The organism is Streptomyces sp. McG3 (genome assembly GCF_018619185.1).
Lineage (GTDB): Bacteria > Actinomycetota > Actinomycetes > Streptomycetales > Streptomycetaceae > Streptomyces.
The window spans coordinates 51,636-73,533 of sequence record NZ_JAAXYC010000002.1; the positions used below are offsets into that span (position 1 = coordinate 51,636).

Here is a 21,898-nt window from a genome sequence, read left to right on the forward strand (position 1 = left end):
GAGATGCACACATGTCCGTTGCCCTCGTCAGACCCTCGCGGCCCCCGGCGGCCGCGTCCCAACGATGGCGCACCCTGGCCCTCGGCCTCGTCACCACGCTGGTCGCGGCGCTGCTCGCGGCCGTGCAGGCGGCTCCGGCACAGGCTGCTCCCGTCCTGCTCTCCCAGGGCGGCGCGGTCACCGCGTCGAGCCAGGAGAACGGCGGCACCGCCGCGGGCAACGCCGTCGACGGAAACGGCGGAACGCGCTGGTCCAGCGCCTTCTCCGATCCCCAGTGGATACGGGTCGACCTCGGCTCCCCGGCCGCCCTCAGCCGGGTCGAACTCGCCTGGGAGGCCGCGCACGCGAAGAGCTACCGCATCGAACTCTCGGCCGACGGCACCACCTGGACGACCGCCTACAGCACCACCACGTCGGCGGGCGGCAACGAGACCCTCACCATCTCCGGCGAAGCCCGCTACGTGCGCCTGACCGGAACCGAGCGGGCCACCGGATACGGCTACTCGCTCTGGGAGTTCAAGGTCTTCGGCACCCGCGACGGCGGCGGACCGGAGATCCCGGGCGGCGGCGACCTCGGTCCGAACGTCCATGTCTTCGACCCGTCCACGCCGAACATCCAGGGCAAGGTCGACGAGATCTTCCAGCAGCAGGAGGAGGCCCAGTTCGGCAGCGGCCGGCACGCGCTCCTCTTCAAGCCGGGTACGTACGACAACCTCAACGCGCAGATCGGCTTCTACACGCAGATCGCGGGTCTCGGGCTGAACCCGAACGACACCACGTTCAACGGTGACGTGACCGTGGACGCGGGCTGGTTCGACGGCAACGCCACCCAGAACTTCTGGCGTTCGGCGGAGAACCTGACCCTGAACCCGGTCTCCGGCACCAACCGCTGGGCGGTCTCCCAGGCGGCCCCGTTCCGCCGGATGCACGTCAAGGGCGGCCTCAACCTCGCGCCCGACGGCTACGGCTGGGCCAGCGGCGGCTACATCGCCGACAGCAAGATCGACGGCCAGGTCGGACCCTACTCCCAGCAGCAGTGGTACACCCGCGACAGCTCGGTGGGCGGCTGGACCAACGCGGTCTGGAACATGACCTTCTCCGGTGTGCAGGGCGCGCCCGCGTCCAGCTACCCGAACCCGCCGTACACCACCCTGGACACCACGCCCATCTCCCGCGAGAAGCCGTTCCTCTACCTCGACGGCAACGACTACAAGGTCTTCGTCCCGGCGAAGCGCGTCAACGCGCGCGGCGTCTCGTGGGACGGCGGCGCCCAGCAGGGCGAGTCCATTCCGCTGAACCGCTTCTACGTCGTCAAGCAGGGCGCCACGGCCGCGACGATCAACGCCGCGCTCGCCCAGGGGCTGAACCTGCTCTTCACACCCGGCGTGTACCACATCGACCAGACCATCAACGTGAACCGGGCCGACACGGTGGTACTCGGCCTCGGGCTGGCCACGATCATCCCGGACAACGGCGTCACCGCGATGAAGGTCGCCGACGTCGACGGGGTGAAGCTCGCGGGCTTCCTCATCGACGCGGGCCCCGTCAACTCGCCGACGCTGCTGGAGGTCGGGCCGCAGGGCGCGTCCGCCGACCACTCGGCGAACCCGACCTCGCTGCAGGACGTGTTCGTGCGGATCGGCGGCGCGGGCCCCGGCAAGGCGACCACCAGCATCGTCGTCAACAGCGACGACACGATCATCGACCACACCTGGGTCTGGCGTGCCGACCACGGTGAGGGCTGGGGCTGGGAGACCAACCGGGCCGACTACGGCGTCCGCGTCAACGGCGACGACGTCCTGGCCACCGGCCTCTTCGTCGAGCACTTCAACAAGTACGACGTGGAGTGGTACGGCGAGCGCGGCCGCACGATCTTCTTCCAGAACGAGAAGGCGTACGACGCACCCAACCAGGCCGCCATCCAGAACGGGAACACGAAGGGCTACGCCGCCTACCGCGTCGACGACTCGGTCGAACAGCACGAGGGCTGGGGCATGGGCAGCTACTGCTACTACAACGTCGACCCGACCATCGTGCAGGAACACGGCTTCAAGGCACCGGTGAAACCCGGCGTGAAGTTCCACAACCTGCTCGTCGTCTCGCTCGGCGGCAACGGCCAGTACGAGCACGTCATCAACAACGTCGGGTCCCCCACCTCGGGAACGTCCACGGTTCCTTCGACCGTCGTCAACTTCCCCTGACCCGGGCCTCTTCGGTCCGGACCCGGTGACCCGGGAGCGGGGGGACGGTCCGGTGTCCGGCGGCTCGGACCGGACCCCCGCGAACGGAGGGCGGCCTCCGGTGGACGCACCTGTCCACCGGAGGCCGCCCGTTCCGCGCGAGGAGGGTCATGCCGGGAGTCTCCGCGTCCGGCCGGCAGGAGGGGGAGTCAGTTTCCCCTGCCCGGATACCGGGAGGGGAAGACTCCCTGCCCGGATACCGGGAGGGCGAGACTCCCCGCCCGGCTACCGGGAGCGGGCCAGCAGCGACCCGCCCGCGTACTGAGCCGACCGGCCCAGCTCCTCCTCGATCCTGATGAGTTGGTTGTACTTGGCCGTGCGGTCGGAACGGGACAGCGAGCCGGTCTTGATCTGGCCGCAGCCGGTCGCGACCGCCAGGTCCGCGATCGTGGTGTCCTCCGTCTCGCCGGAGCGGTGGGACATCACGGCGCTCCAGCCCGCACGGCGGGCGGTGGCGACCGTGGCGAGGGCTTCGGTCAGGGTGCCGATCTGGTTGACCTTCACCAGGACCGAGTTGCCGACGCCGGTCCGGATTCCCTCGCGCACCTGCGCCTCGTCGGTGCAGAACACGTCGTCGCCGGTGAGCTGGCAGCGGTCGCCGACGCGGGAAGTCAGCTCGCGCCAGCCGTCCATGTCGTCCTCGGCCATCGGGTCCTCGATGGAGACGACCGGGTACGCGTCGATCAGCTTGACCAGGTAGTCGACCTGTTCGGAGGGGGTGCGGCGCACGCCCTCGCCCGCGTACACGTACGCGCCGTCGCGGAAGAACTCCGACGAGGCCGGGTCCATGATCAGGCCGATGTCCGCGCCGGGACGGTACCCGGTGCGCTCGACGGCGCTCATCACGAAGTCGAGCGCCTCCTCCGCCGTGCGCAGCGCGGGCGCGAAGCCGCCTTCGTCGCCGACGCCGGTGGCATGTCCGGCGGCGAGCAGGTCACGTCGCAGGGTGTGGAAGATCTCGGAGCCCATGCGGACGGCTTCCGCGAAGGTCTGCGCGCCCACCGGCGCGATCATGAACTCCTGGAAGTCCAGTGGATTGTCGGCGTGCGCGCCGCCGTTGATGATGTTCATCATCGGCAGCGGGAGAAGACGGGCGTCGGCGCCGCCGAGGTAGCGGTAGAGCGGCTGGCGGTGGGCCGCCGCGGCGGCCTTCGCGGCGGCGAGGGAGACCCCGAGGATCGCGTTCGCTCCGAGCCGGGACTTGTCGGGGGTGCCGTCGAGCGCGACGAGCGCGGCGTCCAGGCCGGCCTGGTCGTCCGCGTCGCGGCCCACGACCGCGGTGGCGATCTCCGCGTTGACGTGGGCGACCGCACGGTCGACGCCCTTGCCGTGCCACTGCCCGGCGTCGCCGTCACGCAGTTCCACGGCCTCCCGAGCGCCGGTGGACGCGCCGGACGGGACCGCGGCGCGGCCGAGGGACCCGTCGGCGAGGCGGACGTCGGCCTCGACGGTGGGGTTGCCCCGGCTGTCGATGATCCGGCGGGCGGTGACGGACTGGATGACGGTGGGCTCAACTGCCTTGCGGGCCATGCGAGGTCCTTCCGAAGTCACACGCCGCGGCACTCTTGCGACAACGCCGGCGCGAGCCGCGACAGCACAACTCTACAGCAAGACTGTTCAGATGTGCTGTGCAGATTAGCTGCTTAGCCTTGCTGTTCAGTTGTGCTGTTCAGCGGCGCTGACCGGTTCCGATCCGCAGGCCACCCGCGGGGACCCGCTGCCGATCACGGGTTAAAGTGCCCTATGCCGACCCCGGAACCCGCCACCGTCGCCGCCGATCTGCGCGTCGCCATGGGCAAACTCGCGCGGCGCGTGAAGCAGGAGGACCGGATCCCGCACGGTCAGGTCGCCGTTCTGGGCGTCCTCGACCGGGACGGGGCCATGACCACCAGCGACCTCGCGGCGGACCAGCGCGTGCGCCCCCAGTCGATGGCCCGCGCGGTCGGACTCCTCATGGACCAGGGCCTCGTCGTCCGCCGGGCGCACCCGACGGACGGCCGCAAGTCCCTCGTCGACCTCTCCGACGTGGGGCGGGCGGCGCTGGAGGCGGAGCGCGACCGCCGTGCCGACTGGCTCGCCCGGGCCATCGACCTCGAACTCGACGAGGACGAGCAGGAGACGCTCGCGCGTGGCGCCGCCCTGATGGAACGGCTCGCCGCGTACTAGGAGCAGGGCCCGCCGCCCGCCCGGCCGGGCGGCGGGGAAAAGCGCGTTGTCGGGGGCGTACGGGTGTGTCAGGGTCGCCCGGTGAACGCTTCGCGATGTGACCTTCTGCGCCGCCAGTTCGATCTGACCTGGTCCCTGTTCGAGTACCACCTGGAGCGGCTCGACACCGAGGACTTCCTCTGGCAGCCGACGCCGTTGTGCTGGACGGTGCACCTGCGCGCCGACGGCCGGTGGATGCCGGACTGGGCCGAGACGGAGCCCGACCCCGTTCCGGTGCCGACGATCGGCTGGCTCAGCTGGCACATCGGCTGGTGGTGGAGCACGACGATCGAGCACTCCCTGGGCCGCGAGCCCCGGAACCGCGAGGACGTCGCGTGGCCGGGCGACGCCGAGGGGGCGATCGGCTGGCTGCGTGAGCTCCGGGAGGCCTGGCTGGGGGTGCTGGACGGCCTTGACGACGCGGCTCTCGACGCCGCCGCCCCGTCTCCCTGGGGGCAGGGGCCGGACCACACCATGGCGCACATGGCCGCGTGGGTGAACGCCGAGCTGATGAAGAACGTGGCGGAGATCGGGCAGCTCCGGATGGTGCGCGCGGCCTCCTCCGGCCGGTCGACGGCCTTCGGGGACCGGATCGCCAACGCCCCCTCGGAGACGCCGGGTTAGGCTCACCTCATCCAGGGGGAGCCCAGCCTCGCCTCTTCCTCTCTCGCAAGGAGACGCTCATGCGTCCGGTGATCGACGAGAATCCGTTCGCCGTCTTCGGCCTCCCGGGCCGCCCGGGCAGCGACGCGTTCTGGGCGGCGGCCCGTACGCCCACGTCGGTCCCCGCCGACGGCGGGTGGCGGACCCTCTTCCTGTGGCGTGGTTCCGGGGAGGTCCGGGGCAACGGGCCCGTGCTCGACTTCGAGAGCTGGTCGCCACCCGTCCCGTTGCGCCGCTGGGGCGGTACGGATTGCTGGTACGCCGAGGTGCGGATGCCCGCGCGGCTACGGGTGACCTACCGCGTCATCGCCGGGGACGCGGCCCACGCCGACCCGTTCAACCCGGTCGGCGCCGGGGCGGACCGGTCCGTCGCCGCGACTCCGGACGCCCCTGCCCAGCCCCACTGGCCCGCACTCGGCGCGGACGACGTGCTCCCCCTCCCCCGCACCCGGATCCGCTGGAGCAGCGACCGGCTCGGCGGACGGCGGACCGTGCGCGTCCACCCGGCGGGCGGGGGCGGTCCGGTGGTGCTGCTGCTCGACGGGGACGACTGGCTGTATCTGCACCCGGCCGTGACCGCCTTCGACGCGGCCGTCGCCTCGGGTGACATGCCCCCGGTGACCCTCGTGTTCCTGCCGGCCAAGGACCGCGAGGCCGAGTTCGCCTGTCGCCCCGAGCTGTGGGAGGCGGTCCGGGACGAACTGCTGCCGCTGGTCGCCGACTCCGACGTGCCGGCCCGCCTGGACCAACTGGTGGTCGCCGGGCAGAGCCTGGGCGGTCTGAGCGCCCTGTACGCGGCGCTGGAGTTCCCGGAGCTGGTCTCGCGGGTCGCCTGCCAGTCGGGTTCCTTCTGGTGGGCCCCCGGTACGGAGGCGTTGCCGGATCCGCTGGGCGGGGCCCTCGGCGGAGCGGTCGCCGAGCGACTGCGCCGGGGTGCCGACCTGTCGGGGCTGCGGTGCGCGTTCGACGTGGGCGAGCACGAGCACCCGATGCTGCCGCACTGCGAGCTGACCGAGAAGCTGACCGAGCGGGCCGGCGCCATGGTCCGGGTGTCGCGTTCGGCGTCCGGGCACGACCGGGCGGGCTGGCGGCACGCCCTGCTCAGGGACGTCGCCTGGGCTCTCGGCTGAGAGGTTCCCGGAGCGTGCGCGGGCACCCCCGTTCCCGGAGCGTGCGCGGGCGCACTCCGGGAACCGTCCTGGGGTTCACCTGGCCACGGCCCGGCAGTAGGCCTCGTCGCCGGCGAGGAGGTTGCGGTGGGTGTCCTCGGCGGTGATGACGCCCTCGTCGAGGACGAGCACCCGGTCCGCGGCGTCCAGGAGCGCCGGACTGCTGGTGAGCACGAGCGTGGTCCGGCCCTTGCGCAGCTTCGCGACGTTGCGCGCGATGAGCTGTTCCGTCACCGCGTCGACGGCCGTCGTCGGATCGTGCAGGACCAGCACATCGGTGTCGGCTGCCAACGCGCGGGCCAGGGCGAGTCGTTGCCGCTGGCCTCCGGAGAGGTTCGCGCCCCGGTCGCGGATAGCGTAGTCGAGCCCCTCGCGGTGGAGGGCGACGACATCGGTGAGCTGGGAGGCCTCGACGGCCGCCTCGATCGTCCGGCCGGTGCCCGACGGGTCGATGTTCGTCCGGAGCGTGCCGGCGAAGATCTCTCCGTCGTAGGGATTGACCAGCAGGTGCTCGCGGACCGCCTCGACCGACAGGTCCGCGATCTCCCGGCCGCCGAGCCGCACCACTCCCCCGTACGCGTGGGGGGCGACGTTCACCGCGAGGACGGCGGCCAGGTCGGCCGCCGCGCGCGGCTGGTAGGCCGCGATCGCCACGAACTCTCCTGCCGCGAGGGTGAACCGGACCCCCTGGAGGGTTCCGTGGTGCAGGCCGTCGACCTCCAGGTCTCCGCCGGGCTCCGGGCGCTCGGGACCCGGTGTCGTCACGGGGGGCGCGGTCAGCACCAGAGCCATGCGCTCGGCCGAAGCGCGGGCGATCATCACGTACTTGGGCATCTCGGAGAACATCTTCAGCGGTTCCATGATGAACTGCGCGAGGCCCACGGCCATGACGAGTTCCCCGATGGTGATCCGGCCCTCGAAGGCCAGCCAGCCCGCCGTCAGCGAGACGGCCGCGGCGAGGACCGCGTTGAGGGCGAGCGCGGTGCCGGCGTAGACGCCGTTCACCCGGGCGACGGTGATCGCCTGGCGCTTCGCGTCGGTGCTGACCCTGCGGTAGGAGCCGAAGGCGGCGTGGTTGCCGCCGAAGCCGTGGAGCGGGCGCAGGCCGATGATGAGGTCGGCGACCTTGGCGCCCGCCCGGGCCACCCGGGCCTGCTGTTCCTGCGTACTGGCTCCGATCCGCCTGGACATCACGGCGAGGACCGACAGGATCGCGACGGTCCCCACGATCACCAGCAACCCCAGACGGAGGTCCGCCAGGCTGAGGGCGACCGCCGCGACCGCGACGGCGACGAGGGAGCTGATCAGCAGGGGCACCACCTCGATGATGTCTGCGGTCTGGTCGGCGTCCTCGGTGGCGATGGTCAGGATCTCGCCGGATTTGAGGTCCACGTCCCTGGCCACCGGCTGGAGTCCGCAGGCCGCCACGCGCACCCGCCAGCGGTGCGCCTCGGTGGTGTTGGCCTTCTGCAGCACGCGCATGCCGAACCGCCACGACAGGGACACCGTCGTGATGATCACGGCCAGCGAGCCGATCGAGACGCCGAGCGAGCCGAGGCTGCGGTCCTGCATCGTGTGCTCGACGATCAGTCCGAGAGCGATGGGGAACGCGGTCTCGGCCGCCTGGTAGAGGCCCATGAGGACGGTGCCCGCGATCATGGCGCCGATGTTGCGGCGCAGCGCCGTCCGCAGGATGGCGGCCCCCGGGCGGGGGCGCTCGGTGTCAGGAGTCTTCATCAGGTTCAGGAGTTCTCATCGAGGTGGCGGGCGATCGCTTCCGGCGTTCGCAGGGTGAACAGGTCACGGATGGTGATGACAGGACCGTACTCGCGGCGGAGGAGCCCGATCAGCCGCACCGCGAGCATGGAGTGCCCGCCGAGGGAGACGAAGTCGCCGACCGCGCTGACCTCGTCGTCGTCGAGGTCGAGCGCCTCGGCGAAGAACTCGCAGACGGTGCTCTCCGTCCCGGTCTCCGGGCCGCGCTCCCCCGCCGTGGTCAGCGCGCCCAGCGGCCTGGCCTCCGGCAGCGCCTTGGTGTCGGCCTTCCCGTTCACGGTCAGCGGGATGCTGTCCACCTGGGCGAAGTGCGTGGGGCGCAGGAAGTCCGGCAGTCCGGCACCCACCTCGTGTGCGACCCGCACCAGGTCCGCGGAGTCGGCGAGGACCAGATAGGCGGCCAGTCGGTGGCCGCCGTCCACCCCCGGGTCGGGCTGGGCGACCGCGGCGACGAAGCGGACCGCCGGGTGGGCCGCGAACACGGCCTCGACCTCGCCGGGTTCGACCCGGTGGCCGCGGATCTTGACCTGCTGGTCGGTGCGGCCCAGGTAGGCGATGTTTCCGTCGGGCCGGCGGATCACCAGGTCCCCGGTGCGGTACATGCGCTCCCCGGGGCGGCCGAAGGGGCAGGCGACGAAGCGGTGTGCGGTCTGGGCGCTCCGGCCCAGGTAGCCGCGGGCGATGCCGATGCCCGCCACGTACAGCTCGCCGGGCACTCCGGCGGGCAGCGGACGCAGCCATGGGTCCAGGACGTACACGTCGGTGTTGTCGATGGCCACGCCGACCACCGGGTCCTGGCATTCGAAGGTGCCGACGCCGAGGGTGTTGATGGTGTATTCGGTGGGCCCGTACAGGTTGTAGCCGACCGTGCCCCCGGTCTCCGCGAGCCGTTGCCACAGCGTCGGGGTGACGGCCTCGCCGCCCAGCAGCACCAGCGCGGGCCGCCTCTCCGGATCCTCCAGCAGCCCCTCGGCGACCAGTTGCTGGGCGTAGGTGGGCGTCACGTTGACGACGTCGATGCCGTGCTCGACGCAGTACGCGACCAGCCTGGGGGCGTCCCGACGCAACTCCTCGTCACAGATGTGGACTTCATGGCCGTCGGCGAGCCACAGCAGCTCCTCCCACGACATGTCGAACGCGAAGGACACGGTGTGTGCGATCCGGAAGATCCGGTGATCGTGTTCGGCGAGGACGGGCTCGAAGATCCGGCGCTGATGGTTGATCAGCATATTGGTGAGACCCGCGTATTCGGTCACGACGCCCTTGGGCTTCCCGGTCGAGCCGGAGGTGTAGATCGTGTACGCGGGGTGGCGCAGGCGGTCCGGGTCCTCCGGCGCGAACGTCGTGTACGGCTCGGCCTCCGGCAACGGGCGGTCCAGTTCGATCAGTTCGCCGTTCAGCCGGGGCGACACCGCGCTCACGGTGAGGATCACCTCGGGGCGGGCGTCGTCGACGATGGCCGCGATCCGCTCGTCCGGGTGGTCGAGCTCCAGCGGTACGTACGCGGCCCCGACGCGCAGCACCGCGAAAAGTGCCGCGATCCAGTCGAGGGAGCGCGGGATCGCCAGGCCCACGGTCGTCTCGGGTCCGATGCCGCGCCGGGCGAGGACACCCGCCACGGCCCGGCTGCGCTCCCGGAGTTCGGCGAAGGTCATGGTGGCGCCGTCGGCGACGAGCGCGATGCGCCCCGGATCGCGCTCGGCCGCCAGGTCGAAGCGGTCGACGACGGTGTCCGTGCCGACCTCGGTACGCCCGGCCGGTTCGGGGTCCGGGCCCAGGCCGCGCAGCGCGCCCACCGGTCCGGTGGCCCGCGCGACGTCCTCCAGGACGCGCAGGTAGTCCTCCAGGAGACGGCGGGCGCTGTCGGGATCTCCCTGGCGGTGCTCCAGCTTGACCGTGAGCCGGTCGCCGGGAGTGACGACCCAGGTGTACGGGTAGTGCGTGGAGTCGTCCGCCCGGACGGAGGTGATGCCGTGGCGGGCGTTCATCTCCGCGAAGGCGTCCGGGTCCAGGAAGTTCTGGAGCACGAACAGGTTGTCGAACAGGGTGTCGTGCCCGCCGGCCCGCTGGATCTCGCCGAGCCCCAGGTGCTCGTGGTCCATCGCCGCCACGCGCGCCGCCTGCACGGACGAGAGGTAGGCGTCGACCGTCTCGTCGGGCCGGGCCCGGGTCCACAGGGGGACGGTGTTGAGCAGGACGCCGACGATGTCGCCGTGTCCCTCGCCCTCGCGGCCCGAGACCGTTACGCCGAAGACCGCGTCGGCGCGGCCGGTGCGGGCTCCGAGGAGGAGACCGAAGGCGCCGGTGAGTACGGAGTTCAGCGTGACGCCCCGGGTCCGCGCCGCTTCGCGCAGCAGCTCCGACAGTTCGGCGGACAGGGTGTGCACGAGCGGTCGCGGCAGCTCCTCCATGAGGTCAGGGGACGGCCCGGCGAGCAGCGTCGGTCCCGGCAGGCCGGCCAGGTACTCGGCCCAGAAGCGCTCGGAGACGGCCGGGTCCTTCGCGGCGAGCGTCCGGGCGTACTCCTCGAAGCCCGGCGCGGCCGGCGTCGCGTCCCACGGCCGGCCCGCCACCACGGCCTCGTACGCGTCGAACAGGTCGCGCAGCAGGATCTCGCGGGACCAGCCGTCCCAGAGCAGCAGGTGGTAGCTGAGCAGCAGGCCGTCGCGGCCGTCGGGCAGTCGCACGACGGTCATCCGGACGAGCGGCGGCTCGCCCGGGTCGAAGCCCTGCTCGCGGTCCCGGGTGCGCAGGGCCTCGACCTCGGCCTCCGTCGTCAGGGCGACGGTGCGGACGGCGACCCGTCGGCCGGCCTTGAGGACCTGGACCGGGCTTCCGTCGTCGTCCGTGGTGAAGCCCGCGCCGACGACGGGGTGGCGTGCGATCACGTACGCCATCGCCTCGGCCAGCGCGTCGGTGTCCAGGCGCCGGTCGAAGGCGAAGTAGCTCTGGGCGACGTAGTGCCCGGCCGCGCCCGCCAGCTGGGCCTGGAAGAACAGGCCCCGCTGGAGTGGGGTGACCGGTGCGGTGCGCTCGGCCGTCTCGGAGGCGTTCCCGATCTGTTCCAGGGCGGCGAGCCAGTGATCGGTGATCGCGTCGGGTATGCCCTCGGCGAGGGTGAAGGCCGCGTGGAGGCAGCCGGTGGCCTCATCGGTCCAGGCGTTGACCTCGACGGCGTAGGGGCTGTTCGGGTCGCCCGTGGTGATCGGCAGGGCGTCCGACTCGCCGCCCCGGCCGAGGTAGTTGAACAGGACCTGCGGCTGCGCGGTGAGCAGGGGGGCCGTCTGCGCGTTGAGGTATCTGAGGCGGCCGTAGGCGACGTGCCCGTCCTCGTCCGGCTGGCGTTCGGTGATCTCGCGCGCCGAGGCGACGGGGTCGGTGTGGGCGGTGAGGCGTACGGGGGCGATGGAGGTGAACCAGCCGACCGTACGGGAGTAGTCGTGGTGCTCCGCGGCCGGGACCCGGCCGTGTCGCTCCAGCTCGACGGCGAGGTCGGTGGGCGTGGTCTGGATCCGGGTCAGCGCGGTGCGCAGGGCTCCGCCCAGCAGCTCGGTGAGCCCGAGCCCGAGCGCGCCGGGTGCGCCGCGGGTCACCAGGTCGCTCGCTCCGGGCGGGAGGACGGCCGTCCTCCCGCGGTGGCCCCGGACCGTGCGCAGCAGCGCCGGGGCCCGGAGGGTGGTGATCCAGTGGCCGGGGTCGTCGGTCTGCTCGGCGGTCCGCACGGCGAGCGCTTCGGCGTAGGCGGCGTAGGAGGTGGTCGGCTCCGGCAGGGCGGCCCCGGTGAGGGCGGTGGCCAGGTCGTCGAGGAGGATCAGCCAGGACACCGTGTCCACGGCGATGTGGTGGACGGTGACGACCAGGGTGCGGTGCGCCGCGAGCCAGGAGAACGCGATGACGTCCCCGGTCTCCGGGTCGAGCCGTCCGGCGGCCTCGTTCGCCGCGGTGACGGCGTCGGTGGTGTCCGGGGTGCCGACGTCGGCCTCACGGGCGGGTTCGGTGCGCAGGGCCCACACGCCGTGCTCGACGCGCAGCCGCAGGCGCAGGGCCGGGTGTGCGGCCACGAGGGCGTTCGCCGCGCGCCGGATGTCGTCGAGACGGGTGCCGTCGGCGACGGTCACGGTCCTGGCCTGGGCGAAGCCGGAGAGCGACGCGCCCAGCTCGCGCCGGCGCAGGATGATCGGCGTGAGGGGAAGGGGTCCGTCCGCGCGGCGGGACGCCGGCGCCGGCACGGCCTGCGGAGCGTGGTCGGCCACGTGGCCGGCGAGGGCGCGGGGCGTCCGGAACAGGAAGACGTCGCGGGGGGTGATCCGCAGGCCGAGCGCCCGGGCCCGGTTGATCACGGTGATGGCGACGATGCTGTCGCCGCCCGCGCCGAAGAAGTCGGTGTCGGCGTGCACGGTGGCACCGGGGAGCGTTGCGGCGAAGATGCCGGTCAGGGAGGTGAGAGCGGTGTCGCCGGTGGGCTGTGGGATCTCCTGCGGCGGGTCGGTGTGCTGGGCGGCCCGCTCGGTCAGTGCCTTCCGGTCCAGCTTGCCGTTGACGGTCAGTGGCAGGGCGTCTATCGGCAGCACCCGGCCCGGCACCATGTGCGCGGGCAGTTGGGCGGCGAGCAGGCCGGTGAGGTCCGCGGGCGGCTCGCCGACGACATGGGCGACCAGGTGGTCGCCGCCGTCCGCCACGGTGACGGCCGCGTCGACGACGCCGTCGAGCTCCCGGATCGCGCTCTCCACTTCGCCCGGCTCGATCCGGAATCCCTTCAGCTGCACCTGGTCGTCGGCGCGCCCAGCGAACTCCAGCTCGCTGTCGAGGGTCCGGCGGGCGAGGTCGCCCGTGTGGTACATGCGGGAGCCGTCGGAGGCGAACGGGTCGGCCACGAACCGCTCCGCGGTGAGTCCGGGGCGCCCCAGGTAGCCCAGGGACAGTTGGTCGCCGGCGACGTAGATGGCGCCCACCCGGCCCGGCGGCACCGGTCGCAGCCGGTCGTCGAGCAGATAGGCCGTCAGTCCGGGGACCGGCCGTCCGATGGGGCCGGCGTCGTCGCCCCGGGTGAAGTCCTCGTCCGTCAGGACCCGGTGGGTGACGTGGACGGTGGTCTCGGTGATGCCGTACATGTTGACCAGTTCGGGGGAACCCGTCCCGTGCCGCTCCACCCATCCGCGCAGTCGCCCGAGGTCGAGCGGCTCGCCGCCGAAGATGACACGGCGCAACGCCGTGACCGGCTCCGCCGCGTGCAGGTCCGCCTCGATGAACCGGTGGAAGGCGGACGGGGTCTGGTTGAGCACGGTCACGCCGCGTTCCCGGACCAGCCGGTGGAAGTCGACCGGCGAGCGGGTCAGCGCGTACTCCGGGACCAGCAGTTCGCCGCCGTGCACGAGGGTGCCCCAGAGCTCCCAGACGGCGAAGTCGAAGGAGAAGGAGTGGAACTGGACCCCTACGTCGTCCGGTCCGAGGCCCACGTCGTTACGCGTGTTGGCGAGGAGCGTCGTCACCGCGGAGTGCGGGACGACGACGCCCTTGGGCCGCCCGGTCGAGCCGGAGGTGTAGATGACATAGGCGGGGTCCCGGGGAGCGACCGCCGGGAGGCCGGTGTCCAGGGGGTGTTCGTCGCCCTGGACGAGCACCCGGGCCCGCACGCCCGCCCGGGCCAGCAACCCGGTGAAGCGTCCGCGCTGCTCCCGGTCCACGAGGACGACCTGCGGGGCGGCGTCGGCGAGGATGTACTCCAGCCGCTCGTCCGGATAGGCCAGGTCCAGCGGTACGTAGGCGCCTCCGGCGGTGACGACGGCGACGAGGGCGACGACCTGTTCCAGCGAACGCGGGACGGCGACGGCGACCCGGTGCCCCGGCCCGACCCCTGCCGCGCACAGTGCGGCGGCCAACTCGTTTTTGGCGTGGGCGAGTTCGCCGTAGGTGAGGGAGCGGGTGGTGCCGTCCAGCGCGCACTGGGTGACGGCGGTGGCCGCCGGGTCGCCGAGCGCGGCGGCGTCGAACAGCTCGACCAGGGTCGTCGACGCCTCGTGTGCCGGGGCGCCGCCGGGCGTGGCGACCAGCCGGTCGACCGGGTCGTCCGGGCGGCCGAGCAGTCCGGTGAGGTTCCGGGTGAACGTGTCCAGGATCGCCCCGGCGCCTTCGGGGCGCAGGAGGTCGCCGTCGTAGATCAGGTTGAAGCGCGAGCGGCCGTCCTGTGCCCGTTCCACGACGAGCGTCAACGGGTAGTGCGGTGCCCCCTCGTTGACGATGGCGGCGATGGTGAGGGTGTCGTCCGGTCCGCGCAGGGCGGCCACGTCGGTCGCGATGTCGAAGACGACCAGGGTGTCGAAGAGCGAGCCTGTGCCGTTCAGCCGGCCGATCCGCGCGAGGGAGACGTGCTGGTGCGCCAGGACCGCGCCCTGGTGCCGCTTCACGGCGTCGAGCAGGTCGTACGCCGTGTCGTGCGCGGTCCAACGGGCTCGCACGGGAATGGTGTTGATGAAGAGGCCGACCATGTCCCGGATGCCGGGGAGCTCGGCGTCACGTCCGGAGACGGTGGAACCGAAGACGACGTCCCTGCTGTGCAGGATGCCCCCGAGGGTCGCCGCCCAGGCGCTGTGCACGGCCACGCTCAGGGATACTCCGGCCGAACGTGCCGCCGCGTCGATGTCGTCGGCAGGTTCGGCCGAGACGTCGGCGAACCGCTGGGAGGGGGTGTGCCCCTCGGCGACCAGGGAGGGGCCCGGCAGTCCGGCGAGCTCCTCGCGCCACACCCGGTCGCTCTCGCCCCGGTCGCGTCCCGAGAGCCAGTCCACGTAGTCGCGGTAGCCGCCGATCGGGTACACCGATCCCGGCGCGTGGTACTCGGCCAGCAGGGTGCGGAGCATCGGCGGCACCGACCAGCCGTCGGCGATGATGTGGTGCACGGTCTGCACCAGGACGGTGCGGCGGGCGCCGGCGCGGATGAGCGTGTACCGCATCAGCGGCCCGGCGGCGAGGTCGAAGCCGGCCCTGCGGTCCTGCTCGGCGAGGTCGCGGATCTCCTCGTCGGTGAGCCCGGGGCGGTCCAGGGTGACGAAGGGCGCGGTCCTGCCGGTCTCGACGACGGAGACGACCCGGCCGTCGGCGAGCGCGGTGAAGCGGGCGGCCAGGTTGGGATAGAGGGTGAGCAGCCGGGTGGCGGCCGCGGCGAGGCGGTCGGCGTCCACGTCGCCGTCCAGGGTCAGCAGCTGCTGCTCGACGTAGGCGCCCGTGGCGTCGTCGTCGTAGACGGTGTGGAAGTAGAGGCCCTCCTGGAGCGGGGTCAGCGGCAGGATGTCGTGGAGCGCCGGGCCGTCCAGGATGTCGATGTCGGCCTGGGTCAGCGGCACCAGCGGGAAGTCGCTGGGCGTGTGGCCACCGTCGTCGAGCGCGGCGAGTGACGTGAGAGCGGTGCGGAAGTGGTCGCCGAGGGCGGTGATGTCCTTCTCGGTGAAGATGCCGTCGGGCCAGGAGATGGTGGTGACCAGTTCGTACGCGCCACTTTCGTCGGGTTCGGCGATCGCGTTGAACTCCAGGGCGCGCGGCAGCCGCATCGCCGGGTCGCGCTGCTCACCCAGCTGCCCTGTGCTGATCCCGCGTTGCCAGTCTTCGGTGCTGCCGGCGCCGAAGCGGCCCAGGTAGTTGAAGAGGACCTGCGGCGACGGGCCGGCCGGCCCGTCGCCGGCCAGGTGGCGCAGGGCGCCGTAGGAGATTCCGTTGCTCGGTACGCGGGCGAGGTCTTCCTTGACCGCCTTGAGGGCGGCGGCGAGGTAGGCGGGCGCGGTGGGATCGGGCGCCGTTCCGGGATCCACGACAACCGGGAACAGGGTGGTGAACCAGCCGACGGTACGCGACAGGTCGGGGTCGAACCCGGCCGCGGCCGCGACGAAGCGTCCCTCGCGCCCGTGCCCTTCCAGTTCGATGTGGGCGAACGTCTGGTCCTGCCCCCGGTCACGTCGCAGGCGGGCGAGGGCGACGGCGACGGCGGTCAGCAGGACGTCGTTGACGCCGGCGTGGAACTTCGCGGGGATCTCGCCCAGCAGTGCGGACGTGGTCGCGGGCCCGACGGAGACGGTGAGGGTCCGCTCCCGTTCCACGGTGTCGGCCGCGGTGAGCGCACGCCTGCCGATGGGGGCGTCGGCGGCGGGCAGCCGCGTGGCGTAGTGCCCGCGGTCGGTGTCGAACGACGCGCGGCCCAGCAGCTGGGTCCAGCGCCGGAAGGAGGTGCCGACCGGGGGCAGATCGACGGGGGCGCCGGTGGAGCGCTGACGCCAGGCCGTGGCCAGGTCGTCCATCAGGATGCGCCAGGACACTCCGTCGATCACCACGTGGTGGGCGACCAGCACGAGTTGGCGTGCCTCGCGGCGCCAGACGGCACGGAGCATGACGCCGTCGTCCGGTTCGAGCGCCTCGGTGGCGAGGGCGACGCACTCCCCGGGCGGGGCGTCGCTCTCCTCCCAGCAGGGTGCGGTCTTCCCGGCCGGCGGGATGTCGAAGCCCCAGCGCTCGCCGCGTACGAGCTTGGCCCGGAGCATGTCGTGCCGGGTGAGCACGGCGGCGAGCATGTCGTCGAGGGCGTCGGCGGTCAGCTCCGCCGGGGTGTTGAGGACGACCGACTGCACGAAGCCGTCGATCGCGTCCGTGGTCTCGCCCAGCCACTGGACGATGGGCGAACCGGCGACGGTGCCGGTCGCGACGTCACCGTGGTCGACGGCGGCGACCGACTCGGCACTCGCCACCGCCGCCAGCGCCCCGACGACGGTGTGGGTGAAGATCTGTCGCGCGCTCACGTGGAGGCCCACCTCGCGCAGGGCGCTGAGGAGGGAGATCGCCAGGATGCTGTCTCCGCCGAGCTGGAAGAAGTCGTCGTCCGCGCCGACGCTGTCCAGCCGCAGCACCCGCGCGACCGCCTCGCCGACCAGGCGCTCGTTCTCGGTGGCGGGCGCCACCGGGGCTCCGGTGCCCACGGCGGGTTCCGGCAGTGCCTTCCGGTCGATCTTGCCGTTCGCGGTGAGCGGGAACTCCGTCAGAACGACGAGGTGGGCGGGCACCATGTACTCGACCATGCTCGCCGTGGCCCATTCCCTGACATCGTCCGCGCTCAGGTCCTGGTGGTCGCCGGACGGGATGACGTATCCGATCAGGTAGGTGCCGCCCACCGTGTTCTTCCTCGCGACGACACAGGTGTGCCGTACGCCGGGGTGCTCGGCGAGGGAGGCCTCGACGTCCTCGATCTCCAGCCGCATGCCGCGGATCTTGACCTGGTTGTCGGCGCGGCCCAGGAAGTCCAGCGAGCCGTCGGGGGCGTACCGCGCCAGGTCGCCCGTCCGGTACAGCCGGGAACCGTCCGAGGCGAAGGGGTTGGCCACGAAGCGGGAGGCGGTGAGGCCCGGCGCGCCCGCATATCCGCGGCCCAGAAGGAATCCGCCCGCGTACAGCTCGCCGCCTACGCCGACCGGTACGGGCCGCAACTCGTCGTCGAGCACGTAGAGCTGGGTGTTGGGGTTGGCCCTGCCGATGGAGGTCGACAGGCGTGTCGCGGCTCCCCGGTAGATGACGTGGGAGACGCCGATGGTCGTCTCGGCGGGACCGTAGCCGTGGTACAGGGGGATGCCGAGGCGGTCGCGGAACCGCTCGTACAGCTCCGGGGTGAGGACCTCGCCGCCGCACCAGACGTGCCGCAGGCAGTCGAGACGGCCGGAGTCGCCCGCGATCTCCAGGAGGACGTCCAGCATGGACGAGACCAGGTAGGTGAAGGTGACGCGCTGCTCGGCGATGACGGCGAGCAGGTGGTGCGGATCGCGTTCGCCGCCGGGCCGCAGGATCACGAGACGGCCGCCGGTGACCAACGGCAGGAAGATCTCGTTGACGGAGATGTCGAAGGAGAGCGGCGCCTTGAAGAGCGCCGCGTCGTCATGACCGAAGCGCAGGATCTCGGCGGACTGCCACAACAGGCGTTCGCTGATCGCCTCGTGTCGGATCATGGCGCCCTTGGGCCGTCCGGTGGAGCCGGACGTGAAGATCACATAGGCCAGGGAGGCGCCGGGGACGCGCACGTCGGGCGCGTCCACGGGGTGGGCCCCGTACTTCCATTCACCGAGGTCGACGGAGACGGCGTCCGGTTCCCCCGCGTCGGCCTTGCCCGTGGAGTTGAGCTGCAGCACGACCGTGGCGTCCTCGACGACGGCGTTCCTGCGGGTGGCGGGCCACTGGGGGTCGAGGGGGACGAACGCGCCTTGGGCCTGCAGCACGGCGAGGAGGCCCACGACCATCTCGGCGGAGCGGCCGAGCGAGATGCCGACGACCTGTTCCGCGCCGAGGCCCCGTTCGATCAGGTGGTGCGCCAACTGGGCGGACAGCCGGGCCGCTTCGCGGTACGTCAGCGATCGGTGCTCGTCGATGATCGCGACGGCGTCCGGCCTCTGGCGCGCCTGTTCGCGGAACATCTCCATGACGGTCGGGCGGACCCGGTCCGCCCGGGTGTCGTTCCACCGGGCCAGTTCCTCGGCCCGGGCACGGGGACCGGACGGGCCGATGGTGCCGAGAGGCCGGTCGGGGAAGTCGGCCAGGTCGTCGAGGGCCCGCCGGGCGTCGGCCGGGTCGATCCCGGCCGGCACGGCGACGCCGGGACACTCGGCGTCGACCGGCCGACCGCCGGTTCCGCCGGTTCCGTCGTGGATCCGTCCGAGGACGTCGGGAAAGGGCGTGGCGGGTGTCAGCTCCATGCCGTCCGGTGCGATGCCGGTCGCCCAGTACGCGAGGGCGACGGTGCACGCTTCGACGATGGTCCGGTCGCTGTGGTCGCCGAGCCGCCGGCGTACGGCGGCCAGCCGGGCGGGGGAAAGTTCCAGGCGAGAACCGTTCGGTTCGGACATCGAAGTCTCAGCACCCTTCCGCGGTATGCGAATCGACCCGGCACTCGGCCGGAATGCGCTCAACTGCCCTCTCGCCACGCACGCCACAGCCGGGCGTACTGGCCGCCCAGCTCGACCAGTTCGCTGTGCGTCCCCTCCTCCACCACGCGCCCCGCGTCCAGCACGGCGATCCGGTCCGCCGCCATCGCCTGGGTCAGCCGGTGGGCCACGAACAGCGTCGTCCGGCCGGAACAGGCGGCCAGCACGGCGCGTTCCAACTCGGCCGCGCCCTCACTGCCCGCCTCCGCGGTCGACTCGTCGAGTACGACCACGGGTGACCGGCTGAGCACCAGCCGGGCCAGGGCGATCTGGGCGACCTTGGTGACGTCCAGGCGTTCGCCGCCCTCGCCGACCGTGGTGTCCAGTCCGTCGGGGAACAGGTCGAGCCATCCCCCGGCGCCGACCGTCCGCAGCGCGTCCCTCAGCTCGTCGTCGCTCGCGTCGGGTGCGGCGAGCCGCAGGTCGTCGGCGAGCGGGCCGGAGAACACATGGGTCTCCTGGGTCAGGATGCTCACCAGGGCGCGCGCGCCGGCCTCGTCCGTCCCGGCGAGGTCGTGCGTCCCGATGCGCACCGACCCGGCCTGTGGTCTCCCGATGCCGGCGACCAGCGCGGCCAGGGTCGACTTGCCGGCGCCCGTCGCCCCGACCAGGGCGAGGGAGCCCCCGGCCGGGATGGACAGGGACACGCCCCGCAGGACCGGGTCCTCGGCCCCGGGATAGGTGAACGTCAGGTCCCGTACGGTGACGGGGTGGGGCGCGTCGTCGGCCGCGGCCACCGAGCCGTCGCCCACCAGCCGTTTCTCGGAGGGCTCCGAGAACACGCCGACCAGCCGGGTGAGGCTCGCGCCGGACTTCTGCGCCTCGTCGAAGGTGAACATGATGGCGCCGAGCGGGGTGAACAGGCGGTGGAACATCAGCGGGGCGGCCGACACCTCGCCCAGGGTGGCGGCGTCCGCCTCCAGCAGGGCGTACCCGACGACCAGGATCAGGACGAGGCCGATGAACTCGGCCCGGTTCTCCCGGCCGACGAACCGTCCGAAGAAGCGGAACACCTCGACGCCGAGGTTCCGCACCCGCCACGACTCGCTGGTGACCTTCTCCCGTACGGAGTCCTCCATACGGTAGGCGCGGACCGTGTCGATGCCGTTCAGTCCACTGATCAGAGCCTGCGCCCGATCGGCCTGGGCCACCCGCTGCTCGCGGTAGAGCGGCGCCGAGCGGGGCAGGTACCAGCGGAGCGCCAGCGCGTAGGCGGGCAGGGCACCGGCTCCCGCCAGGCCGAGCCGCCAGTCGAGACCGAACATGCCGATCGTCGCGATGGCCACCAGGACCCCGGCCGAGAACACGGTGGGGATGGCCGTACGGATGCCCTTGGAGAGCACGGCCACGTCGTCGCCGACGCGGGACAGCACGTCCCCCCGCCCCACCTGCTCCACCCGCGCGCTCGGCATCCCCAGAACGGCTCGCACGGCTTCCTCGCGGAGCCGTGCGAGCAGTTCGGCGCCGAGTCTCCCGATCAGGTACGTGGAGGCCGCGGAGGCCGCCGCGCCGAGGAGCGCCGCCCCCACCATCAGCACTCCGACGGTGAGCAGTATCGAGCGCGACTCGCCCCCGGCCACCCCGTCGACTACCCGGCTGAGGAGGAGCACCGGGAGCACCTGCAACGCGGCCCCGGCCACCGTGGTGAGCACGGTGGCGGCGGTCAGCCACCGCGCCCGCCGGCAGTGCTCGGCCACCCAGCGGGTGGCCTCGCGTCCGGTGGCCGTGCGCAGGGTCGTCCCGGCGACGGGGGTCTCGATGGCAGTCACCCGGAGACCGGTTCTCGCGGGGGAAGGGGGCGTCGGCTCGTCATCGCTACTTGACCGAGGCGACGAGTTCGTCGATCGCGTACGGCAGGGAGAGCAGGGTGCCCTGGGACATCGCCGCGCCGATCGCCGGTCCCTCGCTGTCCAGCAGGTAGGAGACCTTGCCGTTCTTGACGGCCGGGAGGTTGTTGAACAGCTCGAACTTCTTCAGCGCGTCGGTGTCGGCCTTGTCGTTGATGACGAAGATCCGGTCGACGTCGATGAGGTCGATGCGCTCGGGCGAGAGCTCGGTGGAGAATCCGCCGTCCGCGATCTTGTCGATCTCGCTCTGGTAGGTGAATCCGGTGCCCGTGACCAGGCGGCCGCGCACGTCCGTCGAGGTGAACGCCGAGATCGAGTCCTTGTACCAGGACAGGGCGACGGCCTTCTGTCCGCCGAACTCGGGGTGTGCCTTCTTGGCCGTGTCCAGCTTGGTCTGGATGCCCTTGACCAGTTCGGCGCCCTCCTTCTCCTTGCCGAGCGCCTTGGCGATGTGCACCGCGTTGTCCTGCCACGGGGCGCTGAAGAGCTCCTTCTCGCCCTTGGTGCGGCCCACGGTCGGGGCGATCTTGGAGAGCTTCTCGTAGGCCGCCTTGTCGACCTCGGAGTAGACCGCGATGATCAGGTCCGGCCGGAGGGAGGCGATCTTCTCGAAGTTGGGGCCCGCGTCACCGTTCTTCATGACGACCTCGGGGCGGGTGTCGCCCCACTGGTCCTTCACCCAGGGCCACTGCGTGTTGATGTCGGGCGTCTGCCCGGCCGGGTTCGGGTACTGGTCGACCATGCCGACCGGCTTGACGCCGAACGCCAGGACGGCCTGGTCGTCGGTGTAGCCGACGGTGACGACCCGCTGGGGAGCCTTGCTGACCTCGGTGGATCCGAACGCGTGCTCCACCGTGACGGGGAACGCGCCCCCGGCGGCGGGAGCGTCGTCGTTCTTCTTCTCGTCCGCCGAATCGGTACCGCATCCCGCGAGGAGACCGACGCCGAGGGTCGCGGCGGACACGGCCGCGGCCAGCCGCTGCCACGGCTTCACAAGCGTCGTTCGATGGAGAGACATCCGGAATCCCTTGCTTTCGCACTGTCCACTGCGCCCC

At 72.1% G+C, this 21,898-nt stretch carries 9 protein-coding genes; 4 read left to right on the top strand and 5 right to left on the bottom strand.

Annotated features, from left to right (window positions below):
• The first annotated feature begins 11 nt into the window (after positions 1–11).
• Positions 12–2,201 carry a discoidin domain-containing protein gene (locus HET64_RS00630; protein WP_215101050.1) on the top strand — a complete coding sequence of 730 codons (2,190 nt, stop codon included), beginning with the start codon at positions 12–14 and terminating at the stop codon, positions 2,199–2,201.
• 264 nt (positions 2,202–2,465) lie between these two features.
• Here HET64_RS00630 and eno read toward each other — a convergent pair whose 3' ends face one another.
• Complete coding sequence (gene eno, locus HET64_RS00635; protein ID WP_215101052.1) at positions 2,466–3,770, bottom strand: phosphopyruvate hydratase; 1,305 nt, start codon at positions 3,768–3,770, stop codon at positions 2,466–2,468.
• Positions 3,771–3,983: 213 nt separating this feature from the next.
• On the opposite strand from eno, the gene HET64_RS00640 reads away from it, so the two are divergent.
• From HET64_RS00640 to HET64_RS00650, 3 genes are all read left to right on the top strand, one after another.
• Positions 3,984–4,406, top strand: coding sequence for a MarR family winged helix-turn-helix transcriptional regulator (locus tag HET64_RS00640; protein ID WP_073743887.1), 423 nt, complete (start codon positions 3,984–3,986; stop codon positions 4,404–4,406).
• An 81-nt stretch (positions 4,407–4,487) separates the two neighbouring features.
• Positions 4,488–5,069, top strand: a complete 582-nt coding sequence (locus tag HET64_RS00645; RefSeq protein WP_215101054.1) for a DinB family protein — start codon at positions 4,488–4,490, stop codon at positions 5,067–5,069.
• 59 nt (positions 5,070–5,128) lie between these two features.
• Complete coding sequence (locus HET64_RS00650) at positions 5,129–6,238, top strand: alpha/beta hydrolase-fold protein (RefSeq protein WP_215101056.1); 1,110 nt, start codon at positions 5,129–5,131, stop codon at positions 6,236–6,238.
• Between the two features lie 75 nt (positions 6,239–6,313).
• Here the strand turns inward: HET64_RS00650 and HET64_RS00655 are convergent, their stop codons facing one another.
• From HET64_RS00655 to HET64_RS00670, 4 genes are read right to left on the bottom strand one after another with little or no spacing between them, the layout of a single operon-like run.
• Positions 6,314–8,014 (bottom strand): ABC transporter ATP-binding protein, encoded by a 1,701-nt coding sequence (locus tag HET64_RS00655; RefSeq protein WP_215101058.1) that lies wholly within the window; start codon positions 8,012–8,014, stop codon positions 6,314–6,316.
• 5 nt (positions 8,015–8,019) lie between these two features.
• On the bottom strand, positions 8,020–18,918 hold the full coding sequence (locus HET64_RS00660) for a non-ribosomal peptide synthetase (protein WP_215101060.1): 10,899 nt from the start codon (positions 18,916–18,918) through the stop codon (positions 8,020–8,022).
• A 59-nt stretch (positions 18,919–18,977) separates the two neighbouring features.
• Positions 18,978–20,765 carry an ABC transporter ATP-binding protein gene (locus tag HET64_RS00665; RefSeq protein WP_215101062.1) on the bottom strand — a complete coding sequence of 596 codons (1,788 nt, stop codon included), beginning with the start codon at positions 20,763–20,765 and terminating at the stop codon, positions 18,978–18,980.
• A gap of 46 nt (positions 20,766–20,811) precedes the next feature.
• On the bottom strand, positions 20,812–21,861 hold the full coding sequence (locus tag HET64_RS00670; RefSeq protein ID WP_215101064.1) for an iron-siderophore ABC transporter substrate-binding protein: 1,050 nt from the start codon (positions 21,859–21,861) through the stop codon (positions 20,812–20,814).
• Between the last annotated feature and the right edge of the window lie 37 nt (positions 21,862–21,898).

Bases quoted from the DNA above. Each gene is read 5' to 3' on its own strand.
- HET64_RS00630 (WP_215101050.1), top strand. From the start codon at position 12: ATGTCCGTTGCCCTCGTCAGACCCTCGCGGCCCCCGGCGGCCGCGTCC.
- eno (WP_215101052.1), bottom strand. From the start codon at position 3,770: ATGGCCCGCAAGGCAGTTGAGCCCACCGTCATCCAGTCCGTCACCGCC.
- HET64_RS00640 (WP_073743887.1), top strand. From the start codon at position 3,984: ATGCCGACCCCGGAACCCGCCACCGTCGCCGCCGATCTGCGCGTCGCC.
- HET64_RS00650 (WP_215101056.1), top strand. From the start codon at position 5,129: ATGCGTCCGGTGATCGACGAGAATCCGTTCGCCGTCTTCGGCCTCCCG.
- HET64_RS00655 (WP_215101058.1), bottom strand. From the start codon at position 8,014: ATGAAGACTCCTGACACCGAGCGCCCCCGCCCGGGGGCCGCCATCCTG.
- HET64_RS00660 (WP_215101060.1), bottom strand. From the start codon at position 18,918: ATGTCCGAACCGAACGGTTCTCGCCTGGAACTTTCCCCCGCCCGGCTG.
- HET64_RS00670 (WP_215101064.1), bottom strand. From the start codon at position 21,861: ATGTCTCTCCATCGAACGACGCTTGTGAAGCCGTGGCAGCGGCTGGCC.